Raw genomic sequence first — 16313 nt, forward strand, 5'->3', positions numbered from 1 at the left:
GTTTGGGGGACAATTCGGCCATGTTGCTGAAGGATCCGGCCGGGCGCGGGACACTCGCCGCGACCGTGCTCGCGTCCGGCATGGCACTGCTCGACTCGACCGTCGTGAACGTCGCCCTTCCCCACCTGGGCCGCGATCTCGGCGCGGGGCTGGACGGGCTCCAGTGGACGGTCAACGGGTACACGCTGACGCTCGCCGCGTTCGTGCTGCTCGGCGGGGCGCTGGGGGACCGGTACGGCAGAAGGCTCGTGTTTCTGATCGGGGTCTTCTGGTTCACCGGCGCGTCGATCCTGTGCGGGGCGTCGCAGAGCATCGGCTGGCTGATCGCGGCCCGGGTGCTCCAGGGGGTCGGGGCGGCGCTGCTCACGCCCGGCTCGCTGGCGATCATCCAGTCGGCGTTCGACCCGCGCGACCGGGCCCGGGCGATCGGCGCGTGGTCGGGGTTCGGCGGGATCGCGGCGGCTGCGGGGCCGCTGGTCGGCGGCTGGCTGGTCGACGCGTTCAGCTGGCGGTGGGTGTTCTTCCTGAACGTCCCGCTGGCGGTACTCGTCGTGGTGCTGACCTGGAAGTTCGTGCCGGAGAGCCGGTCGCCGGAGAAGCGGGCCCGGTTCGACTTCCCCGGCGCGGTCCTCGGCGCGCTGAGCCTCGCGGGGATCACGTTCGCCCTGATCAACGGGGATCCTGTCGCGGGGATCGCCGGGCTCGCCGCCGGGGTGGCGTTCGTGTGGGTCGAGCGGCGCAGCCACGCGCCGATGGTGCCGCCGGCCATGTTCGCGGTGCGCGCGTTCAGCGTGATCAACCTGGTGACGTTCTTCGTGTACGCGGCCCTGTCCGGCTGCCTCTTCTTTCTCGTCATCTTCCTCCAGGTGTCGCACGGCTACTCGGCGCTCGGCGCGGGCCTGACCCTGGTCCCGTTGACCCTGGTCATGCTTCTGTTCTCGCCCCGGGCCGGCGCGCTCGGCCAGCGGATCGGCCCGCGCATCCCGCTGATCATGGGGCCGCTGACCGGCGCGGTCGGCATCCTGCTGCTGCTCCGGGCCGGCGCCGGCTACTTCACCACGGTCCTGCCCGGCGTGCTCGTCCTCAGCGTCGGGCTGACGATCGTCGTCGCGCCGCTGACCTCGGCGGTGCTCGCGGCGGCCGCCGACCGGTACGCGGGCGTCGCCAGCGGGGTGAACAACGCCGTGGCCAGGGCCGCCGGGCTCCTCGCGGTGGCCGCGCTGCCGGCGCTCGCCGGGCTGTCCGCCGGGTCCTACACCAGCCCGGTCGCGTTCGCCGACGGCTACCGGATCGCGATGCTGTTCTGCGCGGGCCTGATGGCGTGCGGCGCCCTGACTGCGGCGGTGCTCCTCCGACCCGGCGACTGCGAACCAACCCCGAAGAACTTCATCTAGTTGCGAGTCGGGAGCCGACCCGGCCCCTGAAGGCTGGAGCCCAGAAAGTCCCAGCGGCGCACCCACCCCGACCGCGACCTGGGCGCGAGCCGGCGTCCCCACCCTCGACCGCAGCACGGGCGCAACCGGCGGCACAGGCCACGGCCCGAGCGCCCCCGGACACCACAAGCGGCGGGCCACCGGTCCGCGAAGGCGCGACGCCACCGGTCAGAACCGCGCCAGCAGCTTCCGAGGCCGGTCCACGGCTGTCGGGGCGGGCTGTGACGCCCGTCCACGGCGCCTGAGGCGGGGCGGCGGGCGCGGCCCGGTTCCGCTAACGTGTCCGCCGTTGCTACGGGGAGGCACAGATGTCGGAACACGACCAGAAGGCGGCAGCCGCCAGCGGAACGAACACGGGAACGGCCGGCCAGCCCGGCCCGCTCCTCGCACCGGAAATCAGGGACCCGGGGCTGGAAGACGGCCCCGGCTCGGCGGGCGACGCCCGATCGGCCGGCGACCCGGACAGCCAGCGGACACAGACCCACAGCCCCGTCCCGGCGCAGCCCGATCGGGTCCTGGGGCGTACGCAGCCCGACCGGGTCCTGGGACGCAGCTGGACCAACGACCACAAACTCGACCAGGCCTGGGACTGGGCCCGCGCGGGTCAGGACGTCGCGCCGGCCGTCGATCAGATGGACGGCCGCGACCTCGACAAGGCCTGGGACTGGGCCCGCGAACCCGCCAAACCCACCGACGCCAACTGGGGCACCGACTCCTGGGACCCGGCCGCCGACGGGTACCGCAACGGCACGCTCCGGCCCCCGGTCGTCGAGGACGACACCCCGCACTGGACCGCGCCGCCGGTCGGCTTCAGCGGCCACGCCATCGCGTCGTTCGTGTTCGGCTTCTTCGGCATCCCGCTGCTCGGGGTCCTGTTCGGCATCGGGGCGCTGGTCACGATCCGCCGGACGGGGCAGGAGGGGCGGTGGATGGCCATCACGGGCATCTGCCTGTCCGGCGCCTGGATTCTCCTGCTGATCGTGCTGTTCCGGGTGGTGCTGCCCCTGCTGGCCGGACGGTAGGCGGCTCCGGCCGGCTCGGCTACATTGCGGCGCCGCGGGCTCAGCTACGTTGCGGCACCCGGCCTGGCTACGTTGCGGCGCCTGGCTCGACCGAGTCGCGACGACCCGGCCACGGTGTGTCACTCCGGTTCGGCCGAGTCGCGACAGCCGACAGGCCCACGTGCCCGGCCGACCCGGAGCCACTGACGTGACAGGTGTGGGCCGGCCCCGGAAGGCCGGCCCGCAGCGCTGTCACACCGCCCGGTTCACCGCCGACGTGACCGCCCGCAGCGACGCCGTGACGATGTTGTCGGACACGCCGACGCCCCAGTACGTCTCGCCGCCGATCGCGCACTCCACGTACGCGGCGGCCTTCGCGTCCCCGCCCGAGGCGAGCGCGTGCTCCGCGTAGTCCAGGACGGTCACGTCGATGTCCACGGCGGACAGCGCCGAGACCAGGGCGGCGATCGGGCCGTTGCCGACGCCGGTCAGCTCGCCGAGCGTGGTCTGCGCGGTGACCTCGGCCTTGCCGGCGGCCGTCGAGGTCGAGTAGGTGTCGATCCGCAGCCGGCCCGGGGTCAGGTACTCCGTCTCGAAGATCTGCCACATCGCGGCCGGGGACACCTCGCCGCCCTCGCCGTCCGTGTGCCGCTGGACGACGCCCGAGAACTCGATCTGCAGCCTGCGGGGCAGGACGAGATGATGCTCGGACTCCATGATGTACGCGACGCCGCCCTTGCCGGACTGCGAGTTGACCCGGATGACCGCCTCGTACGAGCGCCCGACGTCGGCGGGGTCGATCGGCAGGTACGGGACCTCCCACAGCCGGGGGTCCACTGCCGCGAGCCCCTTCTTGATGGCGTCCTGGTGCGAGCCGGAGAAGGCCGTGTAGACGAGGTCGCCCGCGTACGGGTGGCGCTCGTGGACGGGCAGCTGGTTGCAGTACTCGACGGTGCGTTTGATCTCGTCGATCTGGTCGAAATTGATCATCGGGTCGATGCCCAGGGCGAACAGGTTCAGCCCCAGCGTCACCAGGTCCACGTTGCCGGTGCGCTCGCCGTTGCCGAACAGGCAGCCCTCGACCCGGTCGGCCCCGGCGGCGATCCCCAGCTCGGCGGCCGCCACGCCGGTGCCCCGGTCGTTGTGCGGGTGCAGGCTCAGGATCAGCGACTCGCGCCGGGGCAGGTTGCGGTGCATCCACTCGATCGAGTCGGCGTACACGTTCGGGGTGGCCATCTCCACCGTCGCCGGCAGGTTGATGATCAGCGGGCGGTCCGGGGTGGGCGCGACGACCTCGATGACCGCCGAGCACACCTCCAGCGCGTACTCCAGCTCGGTGCCCGTGTAGGACTCCGGCGAGTACTCGTAGTAGATCTCGGTGTCCGGGGTCAGCATCTCCGCGTACTTCTGGCACATCCGCGCGCCGGACGTCGCGATGTCCTTGATCCCGTCGCGGTCCAGGCCGAACACGACCCGGCGTTGCAGCGCGGACGTCGAGTTGTAGAAGTGCACGATCGCCTGCTTGGCGCCCCGCAGCGACTCGAAGGTCCGCTCGATCAGCGGCTCCCGGCACTGGGTCAGCACCTGGATGATCACGTCGTCGGGGATCAGCCCGTCCTCGATCAGCATCCGGACGAAGTCGAAGTCGGTCTGGCTGGCCGACGGGAAGCCGACCTCGATCTGCTTGTACCCCATGCTCACCAGCAGCAGGAACATCCTGCGCTTCCGCTCGGGGGACATCGGGTCGATCAGCGCCTGGTTGCCGTCGCGCAGATCCACGGCACACCACTGCGGGGCCTGCTCGATCCGCCGGCCCGGCCACTGTCGATCGGGCAGATCCACACTGAAGGGGTACGCCTGATAGCGGCCGAACGGCATGTTACTGGGCTTCTGGGTGTCAAAGGGCGACATGTCACGCCTTCCGGGAGGTCATCTCTGGGGAGTTGCTTCTCGAGAGCGACCGGGCGGACGAGCCCTAGAGGCGCGTCGGAACCCGCGGCGAGGTGCCGGCCTGAGAGGCCTCGCCGCGGCAGCGAAGGAGAAGATGCGCGCGCCACATGACACGACCACGTTACGTGATCAACCAACCCTCAGACAATTCGTCCCGCTACGTGAGATGTGCCTCCCCGTTTCCCCAGCTCAACGGACACCTGGAGAACCGTGACCGCTTTCACCCGCCGCCGCTCTGCAAAGTTGCATGCTTGCTGGGGTCAACGAAAACGGCACCCACCCCGGAGGGAAGGTGCCGTCGTCCGTTCGAGCGGGTGCCTAGTGCCACTCCGCCGCGATCAGCTCCGCGATCTGCGCCGTGTTCAGCGCGGCGCCCTTGCGCAGGTTGTCGCCCACGACGAAGAAGTCCAGCGCCCGGGGATCGTCCAGCGACCGCCGGATCCGCCCCACCCACGTCGGATCGGTCCCCACCGCGTCGGCCGGGGTCGGGAACTCCGCCTCGGCCGGGTTGTCCGCCACGACCACGCCCGGCGCGGCCTCCAGCACCTCGCGGGCCCGGTCCGCGTCCACCTCGGAGCCGAAGATGGCGTGCAGCGAAGCCGAGTGCCCGGTCACGACCGGCACCCGGACGCACGTCGCCGACACCTTGAGATCCGGAAGCCCGAGGATCTTGCGGGACTCGTTGCGGATCTTCAGTTCCTCGCTGGACCAGCCGCCGTCCTTGACGGAACCCGCCCACGGCACCACGTTCAGCGCCAACGGGGCCGGGAACGGGCCCAGGTCGTCGCCCACGACCCGGCGCACGTCACCGGTCCGGGTGCCGGCGGACCGGTCGCCGGACAGCTTCGAGAGCTGGTCGTGCAGCGTGTCCACACCGATCTGCCCCGCGCCCGAAGCCGCCTGGTACGAGGACACCATCAGCTCGCGCAGCCCGTACTCGCGGTGCAGCGGGGCGAGCGACAGGATCATGGCCAGCGTCGTGCAGTTCGCGTTGGCGATGATGCCGCGCGGCCGGGTGCGGACATGCTCCGGGTTGACCTCGGGCACGACCAGCGGCACGTCCTTGTCCATCCGGAACGCGCCGGAGTTGTCCACGGCGATCGCGCCCTTGGACACCGCGATCGGCGCCCACTCGGCCGACACCTCGTCGGGGACGTCGAACATCGCCACGTCCACCCCGTCGAACGCCTCCGGGGTGAGCGCGAGCACCTCGACCTGCTCGCCCCGGACCGACAGCTTGCGGCCGGCCGAGCGGGCCGAGGCGATCAGCCGGATCTCGCCCCAGACGTTCTTGCGGCTGCTGAGCAGTTCGAGCATGACGGTGCCGACCGCGCCGGTCGCGCCGACCACGGCCAGCGTGGGGAGACGGGTCACGGCTATCGGCCGGTGCCGGCGTAGACCACGGCCTCTTCGTCGCCACCGAGCTCGAAGGCGTCGTGGATCGCGCGGACCGCAGCGTCGAGGTCGGTGTCGCGACAGACGACCGAGATCCGGATCTCCGAGGTGGAGATGATCTCGATGTTGACGCCCGCGCTGGCCAGCGCCTCGCAGAAGATCGCGGTCACGCCCGGGTGCGAGCGCATCCCGGCCCCGACCAGCGACACCTTGCCGACGTGGTCGTCGAACAGCAGGCCCTTGAAGCCGACCTTCTCCTGGATCCGCTGGAGGGCGGTCATCGCGGCGGCGCCGTCCTCCTTCGGCAGGGTGAAGGAGATGTCCGTGCGGCCCGTACCCTCCGTGGAGTTGTTCTGCACGATCATGTCGATGTTCATCTCGGCGTCGGCGACGGCGCGGAAGATGGCAGCGGACGTGCCCGGCTCGTCGGGGGCGCCGACGATCGTGATCTTCGCTTCGCTCCGGTCGTGCGCGACGCCGGTGATGAGTGCCTGCTCCACGGGAAGATCCTCCATCGAACCGGAGACCATGGTCCCGGGCTTGTTGGTGTAAGACGAACGGACGTGGATCGGCATGTTGAACCGCCGCGCGTACTCCACGCACCGCAGCATGAGCACCTTCGCGCCCGTAGCCGCCATCTCGAGCATTTCCTCGTACGTGATCGTGTCGAGCTTCTTCGCGTCCGGCACGATCCGCGGGTCCGCGCTGAACACGCCGTCCACGTCGGTGTAGATCTCGCACACGTCGGCGTGCAGCGCGGCGGCCAGGGCCACGGCCGTGGTGTCCGAGCCGCCCCGGCCCAACGTCGTGATGTCCTTGGTGTCCTGGGACACGCCCTGGAACCCGGCGACGATCGCGACCGCGCCCTCGTCCAGGGCCGTCTTCAGTCGGCCCGGCGTGACGTCGATGATCCGCGCCTTGCCGTGCACGGACGTGGTGATCACGCCGGCCTGGGAACCGGTGTAGGACCGCGCCTCGTACCCCAGGTTGTGGATCGCCATGGCCAGCAGGGCCATCGAGATCCGCTCCCCCGAGGTGAGCAGCATGTCCAGCTCGCGGCCGGGCGGCAGCGGACTCACCTGGTTGGCGAGGTCGAGAAGCTCGTCGGTCGTGTCGCCCATCGCGGAGACCACAACGACGACGTCGTTGCCGGCCTTGCGCGTGGCGACGATCCGCTCGGCCACACGCTTGATGCGCTCGGCGTCACCGACCGAGGAGCCACCATATTTCTGCACGACGAGTGCCACGATGCTCCTAACGCTGGCGGTAACTTCCTGCACCTTACCGGTGGATGGGACGTGCGCCCGAGAGCGTCCCAGAGTGTGGCTGTGGGATCGGGCACAATCATCGAATGCGTCCCGTCCGTGCCCTACTGGCCCTGAGCGTCCTCACCGTGCCCCTGTCCGGCTGTTCGGACGGTCCGCCCCCGAAGCAGGGCGACCCCGCGCCCACGAGGTCGGTGGCGCCCCAGGAGCCCCGGGCGCAGCTCGCGGGGCTGGTCGCGGCGGCGCTGGACCGGCGGTACGTGACCTCGTACACGTACACGCCGAAGGGCGGGCCGGCGCGGAAGATCGACGTGACGCTCGGCGTGGACGGCACGTGGAAGATCGACATCCCGAACGGGGCGCTCGGCAACACGGCCAACATCTCGGTGGTGGGCACCAAGGACGGCACGTTCCAGTGCGGGGTCGCCCTCGTCACCGCGCCCGCGACCCCCGGCCCGGCGACCTGCGTGAAGCTGGCCTCCCCGGTACCGGCGAAGTACGACATCCGGATCCAGCACCTGTTCACCGACTGGCTGCCGCCCCTGACCAGCCGGTCGGCGGCCCTGTCCGTGGCGGCGGCGAAGTTCGAGGCGCCCGGGTCCTGCTTCTCGGTGGAGTCGACGTCGGCGTCGATCGCGGCACCGGTCGATCCGGGGACCTACTGTTTCCAGGCCGACGGGGTGCTGACCGGGGCCCGGATCGGGGCGGGGACGCTGGTGCAGACGGGGGCGGTGGCCTCGCCGCCGGTGTCGGTGGCGTTGCCGGGGCCGGTGTCGGGCGGGCCGCCGTTGCAACTCGCGGCCCTGCCGCCCGCGCCTTCGCCGACACCGACGAAGAAGCCCTAGCTCGCTTCGGCGCCGCGCGGGCGCCGCGCTGCGTCCATCCGGGGGCCCGCGCTGCGTCATCCGGGCCCCGCGCTGCGTCACGCGGGTCGCGTCGGCGCGGGGCCGTCACACGGGCCGCCGTGGTGGTGCCCGCTCGCGGCAGGTGCCGCCGGATCAGGCGGGGGACACCCTGGGGCGCAGCGTCAGGGTGTACGCGCCGATCGCCAGCGCCGCCAGCGAAGCAACCACGATCGCCATCGGCACCGCCGTGTGATCCCCGGCCAGCCCGACCAGCGGCACCACGGCCGACCCGACGATGTACTGCACCGTGCCGAGCACCGCCGAGGCCGTACCCGCCGTCTCGCCGTGGTCGGCCATCGCGAGGGCCGTCAGGTTCGGGAAGATGATGCCCATGCTGCCCACGACGAGGGCCAGCGCGGGCAGGACGGCCACCAGCCCGAGCCCGCCGAGGACCGCGCCGAGCAGCAGCAGGCCGCCGAGCAGGGTGAGGCCGAGCCCGGCGCGCAGCAGGACCACGGGCCGGACCCGCTTGACCAGCATGCTGTTGAGCTGCCCGAACACGACGAGCGTCAGCGCGTTGCCCGCGAAGGCGTAGCTGAACTGCTGGGCACTGAGGCCGTACACGTTCTGGAGCACGAACGGAGACGCGGAGATGTACCCGAACAGCGCGGCGAACGCGAGCGCGCACGCCAGGGTGTAACCGAGGAAGACCCGGTCGCGGAGGACGAGGCCGAAGTTGGCGAACGCGCTGGCCCGGCGGCGCTCCACGGGCAGGCTCTCCGGGAACTTCCAGGTGGCGGCGAGCAGCCCGATCCCGATCGCGGAGAGTACGAAGAACGCGAGCCGCCAGGTACCGAACCGCAGCAGTTCGCCGCCGATCAGCGGGGCGAGGATCGGAGCCAGCCCGTTGATCATCATGAGCGTGGTGAGCACCCGGACGGCGGTGACGCCCTCGTACAGGTCCCGGACGATGGCGCGCGCGATCACGATCCCGGCCGCCCCGGCGAGCCCCTGGAGGAGCCGCATGCCGATCAGTACCTCGACGCTGTTCGTGAAGGCGCACGCGAGCGACGCCAGCGCGTAGACGGTGAGGCCCGTCAGCAGCGGGATCTTCCGCCCGAGCCGGTCGCTGAGCGGCCCGGCGACGAGCTGCCCGACGGCGAGTCCGATCAGACACGCGGTGAGGGTCAGTTGCACGTCCGCGGCGGACGCGCCGAACTCCCGGCCGAGCGCGGGCAGGGCCGGGAGGTACATGTCCATGGACAGCGGCGCGAAGGCGGACAGCCATCCGAGCAGCACGAAATAACGGCGGGGCACCTGGTCAAGCTATCTCTCAAGACTAGGAATCTGACCCGTCAGACAGTGTTGGCTGGACCACACCGGGTTTGGCGGCCGGGCACCTCGGGTAACTCATGGTCACGCTGCGAAGGGAGCAAGTCATGGGTTTCGAGGGCAAGAAGGACGAGCTGGTCGGCAAGGCCAAGGAGAAGCTCGGTGAGGCCACCGGCAACAAGGAGCTCGAGGCCGAGGGTCTCGCTGACCAGGGCAAGGGCAAGCTCGAGCAGGCGGGGGACGCGATCAAGGACAAGGTCGAGGACCTCAAGAACAAGTTCAAGTAGCCGTCACGGGCCGTCGTGCCTTCCGCGAAGACGGGGGGTACGACGGCCTTCGCGTGCCCCGGCGGCTTCCGCGTGTCATCCGTACCCCTCTGGTCGTGGGGTTTGTCCTACGCCGGCCCCAGCGCCGCGAGCTGCCCGGCGATCATCGCCGCGACCCGGCGACCGGCGGCCTCACACGTCCCGCGCCCGTCGGCCGAGTACGTGAACGTCGAGACGACGCCCACCCCGGAGTACTCCCGCCCCAGGTACAGGGTGCAATAGTGCCCCTGGTACCCACTGTCGTAGGACATCGCGGCACAGTACGCGTACTGCGAGGTGACTCCGGGCGCCGCCGGCAACGCCAGCTCGCGGACCGTGTGGACGACGAACGTGTCGTCCGACGCCGGATCGGCCTTGTACCGTTCGCACCGGCCGGGCAGCTCCCGGCGCAGCTCGTCGATGACCTGCGCCGCGGACGTACCGTCGTAGACCGCCGCGTGGTTCGCCGCCCAGGCGTACCCGTCATGGCCGTCGCCGTTGTGCCACATGCGGTACCGCCCCGTCAGGATCAACGCGTTGTAGCCGCCAGGCCCGGGGCACAACTCGCTCGACAGGCGCTGGGTCGACTGCGTGTCCCGGTGCGCCGGCCGCAGATCCAGGACACCGAGCGCGTCCGTCGCGAGTGCCACCCGCTGGGCGACCGCGAACTTCTCCGTCGACCCCAGCTGCGGCGACGGGCTCGGCGTCGGGGTCGCGCTCTGGGTCGCACCCGGGGCCGCCGAGGGACTGACCACTGAGGGTGGAACGCGGGTCGCCGGCCCACCACAACCGGCCAACACCCACACCAGCGCCGCACCCACGACGATCGTCACCCGACGCATTCGCACCCCCGCTTCAGCGAGCGAACACTACGGATCCCGCTGAACCACGTCAATGCGAGGGCCGGACCCCGCGCGGGGTGCACAATGGCCACCACGAGCGAGTTCCATTCCGGTTACGCTGTGTGCATGGCGAATTTGGATGAAGCCTCGGACGCGGCGAAGATCGCACTCCTGAACAAGATCGCGGACATGGCGGCCGGGACGCGCGACCCCTCGACCATCCACCACCTGGCCGACGCCTACGCGGCCGTGATTGGCTTCGACCGCGGTTCGTCCCCGACGGCGGACCGCCCGGCCAGGCAGCCCGTCCGACCGTAGCCACGCTTCGTGGGCCCACGGTCGGGTCAGCGGGGACGCCGTTTCTCTGACAGGCTGGACGCGAACCACGTCACGGGGAGTTCGCGCATGGTCGAGGGCAACTGGTCCGGTCTCCGGTGGCACGGCCACATCGATGTCGAGGAGGTCCGCGCCCGACTCGACGCGGGCGCCGACCCGCACCTGGCGCACCGCGCCCGTCCACTGCACACCGCCGCCGCGTACTGCCCACCGGACGTCGTTTCCCTGCTCGCCAGCCGGGTCGACGATGTGGACGCCGAGTCCGACGGCCGTACCGCGCTCTGGGACGCCGTCTACGCGCGCCGCCCCGACAACGTCCGCGCCCTGGTCGCCGCCGGGGCCGACCCGTGGCGCCCGATGATGTCAGGCTGGTCCCCGGGCCGGCTCAGCCTGGCCGGCCCGACCCCGCTCGCCGCCCCGGCCCGGCACCCCGGCCTGACCCCGGCCGAGACCGCCGCCGCCGAGGAGGGCCACCGGCTGACCACGGCGATCGGCGACCTGCACTCCGAGGGCGACAGCCTGGCCTGCGTCGCGGGCGTGGACGCGGCGGAGGCGGCCCGAAGGCTCGGGGGCACACCTGTCGAACCGGCGGAGATGGACACGCTCTGGGAGGCCTGGTCGGTGGCCGACTGGAACGACATCGAGGACGAGGTCATCAGGTACGTCGGCATCACCGACGTACCCGGCGGGTGTGTCGTCCTCCAGCAACAGGGCTACCTGGTGGACAGTCCGGGCATTCTCAGCCGCCTGTCCGCCGGCACCGTCTGCTACGGGATGTACGCCAACCCGAAGAGCGGGAACCAGGGCAGCATCACCCGCGACGGGAGGAGTGTCGGGTGGGATCTGTCCCCGGGCGGCCTCCCGACAGCCGGGTACCCGGCGGAGGAGATCCTCGCCTCCTACCTCTACGCGAACAACCCCGTTGCCCACTGCGCCGCCCACGTGGGGATCCGCCCGACCGACGCGCGTCCCTTCGCCGGCCCACCCGACCTGTGGCTCCGCCTCCCGGCCCGCGACTACTGGACCTGGCCGGCCGAGTAATCGGTCCGTTTCGGCGGAGCCCGGGCAACGGGGTTTGGGCGGAGCCCTGGCGACGAGGCTTCGATGGAGCCCGGACAACGAGAAAGCCAGGTCAGATATCTCTGACCTGGCTCTTCTGTCTGTCGGGGTAGCCGGATTTGAACCGACGGCCTCTACGTCCCGAACGTAGCGCGCTACCAAACTGCGCCATACCCCGATCGTGCCGCCAAATAGTAGCGCAGCCCCTACCCCCCAAGCCAACTGGGTATCACCGACCCGCCGACACCCCCGAAGACCCCTCAGCGGAGCCCCACCCGGCCCTCGGGCCGGGCCGCCCAGCGCCGACCCGAACGACCGTGGACCGGGGCGCCCCCGAAGTCCTCCCTACCGAGGAATCAACGTCAGAACCGTAGCCTCAGGCGGACAAGCGAACCGGAACGGCGTATACGGATTGGTCCCCAACCCGGCCGAAACATGCAGCCAGGCGGCATGATCCCCCCGCGAGTACCAGTGCAACCCCTTCGCCATCGACCGAGGCAGGTCACAGTTCGTCACGAGCGCCCCGATCCCGGGGATGCACACCTGCCCACCGTGCGTGTGCCCCGCCACCATCAGGTCGTACCCATCGGCGACCATCCGGTTCAGCACCCGCGAGGCGGGGGAATGGGTCACCCCGATCCGGATGTCCGCGCCGGGGTCGACGGGCCCGGCGACGGAGTCGTAGTCGTCGCGGTCGACGTGCGGGTCGTCGACGCCCGCGAAGTCGATCCGCTGGCCGCCGGCCTTCACGGTCGCCTTGGCGTTGTTCAGGTCGGCCCAGCCCGCCGAGGTGAGCGCGGCGCGCAGTTCCTCGCTGGGCAGGGGCACGCCCTGGGTGTACACCCGATTGGGATTGAAATACATGAAAGGATTTTTGGGTACCGGGCCCAGATAGTCGTTCGAGCCGAACACGAACGCGCCGGGGAACGCCAGGAGGGGCTCGACGGCGCGCAGGACGCCCGGCAGCGACTCGGGGTGCGCCATGTTGTCGCCGGTGAGCAGCACGAGGTCGGGGTCGAGGGCCGCGAGGGCCGCCACCCACTCCTGCTTGCCGCGCTGGTTCGGGGTCATGTGCAGGTCGGTGACGTGCAGCACCCGGAGGGGTTCGGCGTCGGCCGCGAGGACGGGGACGTCGACGCGTCTGAGCGTGTACCGGGTCCTCTCCACGAACGTGCCGTACGCGACGCAAGCCGCCCCGAGCACACCCACCGCGCCGGCCAACCGTATTACATTGCGTGTCCGCATGCCCCCTAGCGTAGTTTTCCCGGTATGGCGACTCTCAAGGACCGGCTCGAAACCGATATGCGTACCGCGATGAAGGCCCGCAACGAGCTCACGACCTCCACGCTCAAGATGGTGCTGACCGCCGTCAAGAGTGCCGAGGTGGCGGGCAAGGAGGCCCGTGAGCTGAGCGATGACGAGGTGCTCGCCGTCGTGACGAAGGAGGCCAAGAAGCGGCGGGAGTCCGCGGTGGCCTTCGCCGACGCGGGGCGGACCGAGCTGGCGGCCAAGGAGCGGGCAGAGGAGGAGATCCTCGGGGCGTACCTGCCGAAGCAGCTCTCCGACGCCGAGCTCACCGAGCTGGTGGCCGGGGCGCTGGCGGCGGGTGGTTTCGAGGGGCCGAAGGCGCTCGGCCAGGCGATGAAGGCGGCTCAGGCCGCGGTCGCGGGGCGCGCCGAGGGTGGTCGGGTCGCGGCGGAGGTCCGCAAGCAGCTCGCCTGACCCACGCCCTGCCGGCGGGCCGCCTGGCCCGCGCCAGACCGGCAGGCCGCCGGGCCCATGCCCGGGCTAGGGGATGACATAGTCCACTCGACCGGCGGGCCTGGGGCGTCACAATCCACGCGACCGGCGGCCAGTTCGCACCGTGGCCCAGGTGCCACGCAGCCCGATGCTCGCTCGGCGCCGCCTGGCCCAGCCAAGCCCGGCTTCACGCATGAAAATGGGGCACCCCGATCACGGGGTGCCCCATTTCACTTATCGCCTCGGTGGCGGCCAGTTCGGCAGCGGCGGGAACGGGTTGCCGCCACCTCCGCCGCCACCCCCTCCTCCGCCGCCACGGTTACCGCCCCCGCCGTTCGCGATCGGGGTGGTGCTCGCCGCGCCCTTGCCGCTGCTCAGCGTCAGGGTGATCGTGGAGCCCTTCGGTGCCTGGCCCTCGGGGCTGGACTCGGCGACCGTGCCCTCGGGGCAGGTGGACGCGATCTTGCCGCTGCTGACCTCGACCTCGAACCCGGCCCGCTTGATGGCGGACTGGGCGGCGCCGACGGTCTGGCACTTCACGGACGGGACGGGCTTCTGGTCCCCGTACGCCATCAGCTGGGTCGGTGGGGTGAAGTTCTTGACCTCTTTGCCCTTCAGGCCGTCGCGCAGGGCCCGGGAGACCAGGTTGTTGACCTCGCTGTGCTTGTTCGTCGCGCCGCGCTGCGGGTTGTCCGGGTCGGCGGCGATGGCGGCCATGCTCAGCTGGGGGGTGGTGGCGACGACCGTGGAGGAGGTCTCGTCCGAGGTACCGGTCTTGCCCGCCACCGGCCGGCCCACGGTGTTCTTGAAGCCGTTGGCCGTGGCCCCGTCGCACTTGCGGGCCGCGGACTGGTCGTCGAGCGGGCAGCGCGCGGCGTCGATGGCCGCGTTGGCGACCTCGGCCCGGATGGTCTGGCTGCACTTCGGGGTGGCGCCGTCGACCTTGTTGCCGGCCAGGTCCTTGATCTCCATCACAGGGATGGGCTCGCACCGGTTGCCACCTGCGGCCAGGGTGGCGTAGGCGTTGGCCAGGTCGAGCGGGGTGGTCGCGGTGACGCCGAGGGTGAAGGCGCCCCAGGTGTCGGCGTCCTTCGGGTCGGCGGCCTTGGCGGCCTCGGTCTTGGCCCGGAACTTGATCCCGGCGTCCTGGGCGGCCTTGACCACCTTGGAGGCGCCGACGCGCTCCTCGAGCGGGATGAAGAACGTGTTGACGGAACGGCCGAAACCGGTCCACATCGAACGATTACCGTTCATCCAGCCGGGGGCGTCGTTCTTCGGGCAGTAGCGCCACTGCCCGGAGTTGGTGTCGAAGTCGCACTGTGCGCCGCCGGGTTCCCGGGTCGAGCCGTTGAAGTACTTCGTCGAGGTGTACGGGCTCTTCGCGTTGATCGTGTACGCCAGCGGGTAGCCCGCGTCCAGCGCCGCGATCAGGGTGAAGATCTTGAACGTCGAGCCGGCCTGGTACCCGGTGATGTCCCCGCCCCCGCTGACCAGCGGGTTCGTGGTGTTCGGCCAGGTGCCCTTCTTGCCCTGCTTCAACGGGTCCGTACTCGCCCCGTTGCCGGACTGGTCGAGGCTGTAGTTGCGGTTCGCGGCCATCGCCTGCACCCGGCCGGTGCCGGGTTCGACGGCGGCCGTGGTGATCGCGACCGAGTTGTTGTTGGAGATCTGGCTGTTGAGGTGGCCGACGGTGGCGTTCTGCACGGCCAGGTCGAGGGTGCTGGTGATGGTGTAGCCGCCGCGCTTGAGCCGGTCCTCGCGCTCTCCGGCGCTGCCGCCGAACGCCGGCTGCTCCTTCCACCAGGCGATCAGGAAGTCGCAGAAGAACCCGGCGTTGTTCGGCTGGACGTTGACGCAGCCGTTGGGCAGGTCGTGGGCGGTGATGTTCATCGGGGCCTTCGCGGCCTCGTCGGCCTCGGCCTTGGTGACCATCTTGAGCTTGACCATCTGCTCCAGCACGTAGGTGCGCCGGTCGAGGGCGAGCTGCTTGCCGTCCTTGAGCGTCGGGTCGTACTCGCTGGGGGACTTCACCAGGCCCGCGATCAGCGACGCCTCGGCGAGGGTCAGCTTGTCGGGCGTCTTGTTGAAGTAGACCTGGGCGGCGGCGTGGATCCCGTACGCCTGGTGGCCGAAGTAGGAGATGTTCAGGTACCGCTCGAGGATCTGGTCCTTGGTGAGCTTCTTCTCCAGGGCGAGGGCGTACCGCATCTCCTTGAGCTTGCGGGCCGGGGTCTGCGCGGTCGCCGCGAGCACCTCCTGCGGCGTGGTCGCGTTGTACTGCAACGACTGCCGCACGTACTGCATCGTCAGCGTGGACGCGCCCTGCTGGGTGTCGCCCCCGTCGCTGCCGTTGTTCGCGACGAACGCCCGGACGACGCCCTTGGGGTCGACGCCCTTGTGCTCGTAGAACCGGGTGTCCTCGGCCGCGATCATGGCCTTCTGCATGATCTCGGCGACGCCGGTCAGCGGGACGTCCCGCCGGTTCTCGTCGTAGAGCATCGCCAGCAGGGTCTTGCTGTCGCTGGCGTTGACGTAGGTGATCTGCGGGGCGGGCGGGGTCTTCAGCTCGCTCGGCAGGTTCTCGAAGGCCTCCGCGCCCGACTTCGCCGCAAGGCCCGAGACCGCTACCGCCGGGAAGGCCGCGGCGGCGACGACTACGCCGGCAAGGATGCCGCAGACCAGCAGCGAAGCGGCGTTGGAGAGCAGGGTCCGGTCACGGTCTCGCATCCAGTGCACCGCCTCAGAGTACGTGACGCGCCGATATGGCCGGCACCCGTGCGGGCCCGACCTGACATGTCAAGAGACGTCTT

At 70.7% G+C, this 16313-nt stretch carries 14 protein-coding genes and 1 tRNA gene; 7 read left to right on the forward strand and 8 right to left on the reverse strand.

Annotated features, from left to right (window positions below; all coding sequences use genetic code 11):
- Nucleotides 1-20: 20 nt before the first annotated feature.
- Complete coding sequence (locus tag AB0M43_RS15115) at nt 21-1394, forward strand: MFS transporter (RefSeq protein ID WP_363724865.1); 1374 nt, start codon at nt 21-23, stop codon at nt 1392-1394.
- Between the two features lie 347 nt (nt 1395-1741).
- Complete coding sequence (locus tag AB0M43_RS15120) at nt 1742-2455, forward strand: DUF4190 domain-containing protein (RefSeq protein ID WP_363724867.1); 714 nt, start codon at nt 1742-1744, stop codon at nt 2453-2455.
- A 231-nt stretch (nt 2456-2686) separates the two neighbouring features.
- Here AB0M43_RS15120 and leuA read toward each other — a convergent pair whose 3' ends face one another.
- The 3 genes from leuA to AB0M43_RS15135 form a co-directional block, all read right to left on the reverse strand.
- The gene (leuA, locus tag AB0M43_RS15125; RefSeq protein WP_363724869.1) at nt 2687-4345 is read right to left on the reverse strand and encodes a 2-isopropylmalate synthase; all 1659 of its coding nucleotides are present in this window, start codon (nt 4343-4345) and stop codon (nt 2687-2689) included.
- 357 nt (nt 4346-4702) lie between these two features.
- On the reverse strand, nt 4703-5758 hold the full coding sequence (locus AB0M43_RS15130) for an aspartate-semialdehyde dehydrogenase (protein ID WP_363724871.1): 1056 nt from the start codon (nt 5756-5758) through the stop codon (nt 4703-4705).
- A gap of 2 nt (nt 5759-5760) precedes the next feature.
- Nucleotides 5761-7026: an aspartate kinase gene (locus tag AB0M43_RS15135; RefSeq protein WP_363724873.1), complete on the reverse strand. Its 1266-nt coding sequence runs from the start codon at nt 7024-7026 to the stop codon at nt 5761-5763.
- A gap of 104 nt (nt 7027-7130) precedes the next feature.
- On the opposite strand from AB0M43_RS15135, the gene AB0M43_RS15140 reads away from it, so the two are divergent.
- Complete coding sequence (locus AB0M43_RS15140) at nt 7131-7889, forward strand: hypothetical protein (protein ID WP_363724875.1); 759 nt, start codon at nt 7131-7133, stop codon at nt 7887-7889.
- A 153-nt stretch (nt 7890-8042) separates the two neighbouring features.
- On the opposite strand, the gene AB0M43_RS15145 is transcribed toward AB0M43_RS15140, so the two are convergent.
- On the reverse strand, nt 8043-9206 hold the full coding sequence (locus tag AB0M43_RS15145) for a multidrug effflux MFS transporter (RefSeq protein ID WP_363724877.1): 1164 nt from the start codon (nt 9204-9206) through the stop codon (nt 8043-8045).
- Nucleotides 9207-9328: 122 nt separating this feature from the next.
- On the opposite strand from AB0M43_RS15145, the gene AB0M43_RS15150 reads away from it, so the two are divergent.
- Nucleotides 9329-9508, forward strand: a complete 180-nt coding sequence (locus AB0M43_RS15150) for a CsbD family protein (RefSeq protein ID WP_363724879.1) — start codon at nt 9329-9331, stop codon at nt 9506-9508.
- A 107-nt stretch (nt 9509-9615) separates the two neighbouring features.
- Here the strand turns inward: AB0M43_RS15150 and AB0M43_RS15155 are convergent, their stop codons facing one another.
- Entirely contained in the window at nt 9616-10359 is a 744-nt protein-coding gene (locus tag AB0M43_RS15155; RefSeq protein ID WP_363724881.1) for a hypothetical protein, read from the reverse strand.
- A 135-nt stretch (nt 10360-10494) separates the two neighbouring features.
- Here AB0M43_RS15155 and AB0M43_RS15160 point away from each other — a divergent pair, with 135 nt between their 5' ends.
- Nucleotides 10495-10686 (forward strand): hypothetical protein, encoded by a 192-nt coding sequence (locus AB0M43_RS15160; RefSeq protein WP_363724883.1) that lies wholly within the window; start codon nt 10495-10497, stop codon nt 10684-10686.
- A gap of 87 nt (nt 10687-10773) precedes the next feature.
- Nucleotides 10774-11745 carry an ankyrin repeat domain-containing protein gene (locus AB0M43_RS15165; protein ID WP_363724884.1) on the forward strand — a complete coding sequence of 324 codons (972 nt, stop codon included), beginning with the start codon at nt 10774-10776 and terminating at the stop codon, nt 11743-11745.
- Between the two features lie 122 nt (nt 11746-11867).
- Here AB0M43_RS15165 and AB0M43_RS15170 read toward each other — a convergent pair.
- Both AB0M43_RS15170 and AB0M43_RS15175 read right to left on the reverse strand, forming a co-directional pair.
- Nucleotides 11868-11941 (reverse strand) — tRNA-Pro (locus AB0M43_RS15170).
- Between the two features lie 167 nt (nt 11942-12108).
- On the reverse strand, nt 12109-13008 hold the full coding sequence (locus AB0M43_RS15175) for a metallophosphoesterase (protein WP_363724886.1): 900 nt from the start codon (nt 13006-13008) through the stop codon (nt 12109-12111).
- 24 nt (nt 13009-13032) lie between these two features.
- Here AB0M43_RS15175 and AB0M43_RS15180 point away from each other — a divergent pair, with 24 nt between their 5' ends.
- Nucleotides 13033-13485: a GatB/YqeY domain-containing protein gene (locus AB0M43_RS15180; RefSeq protein ID WP_363724888.1), complete on the forward strand. Its 453-nt coding sequence runs from the start codon at nt 13033-13035 to the stop codon at nt 13483-13485.
- Nucleotides 13486-13737: 252 nt separating this feature from the next.
- Here AB0M43_RS15180 and AB0M43_RS15185 read toward each other — a convergent pair whose 3' ends face one another.
- On the reverse strand, nt 13738-16230 hold the full coding sequence (locus AB0M43_RS15185) for a transglycosylase domain-containing protein (RefSeq protein ID WP_363724890.1): 2493 nt from the start codon (nt 16228-16230) through the stop codon (nt 13738-13740).
- Nucleotides 16231-16313 lie beyond the last annotated feature (83 nt).

The sequence above is a fragment of the Longispora sp. NPDC051575 genome (genome assembly GCF_040681875.1).
Taxonomy (GTDB): Bacteria; Actinomycetota; Actinomycetes; order Mycobacteriales; family Micromonosporaceae; genus Longispora.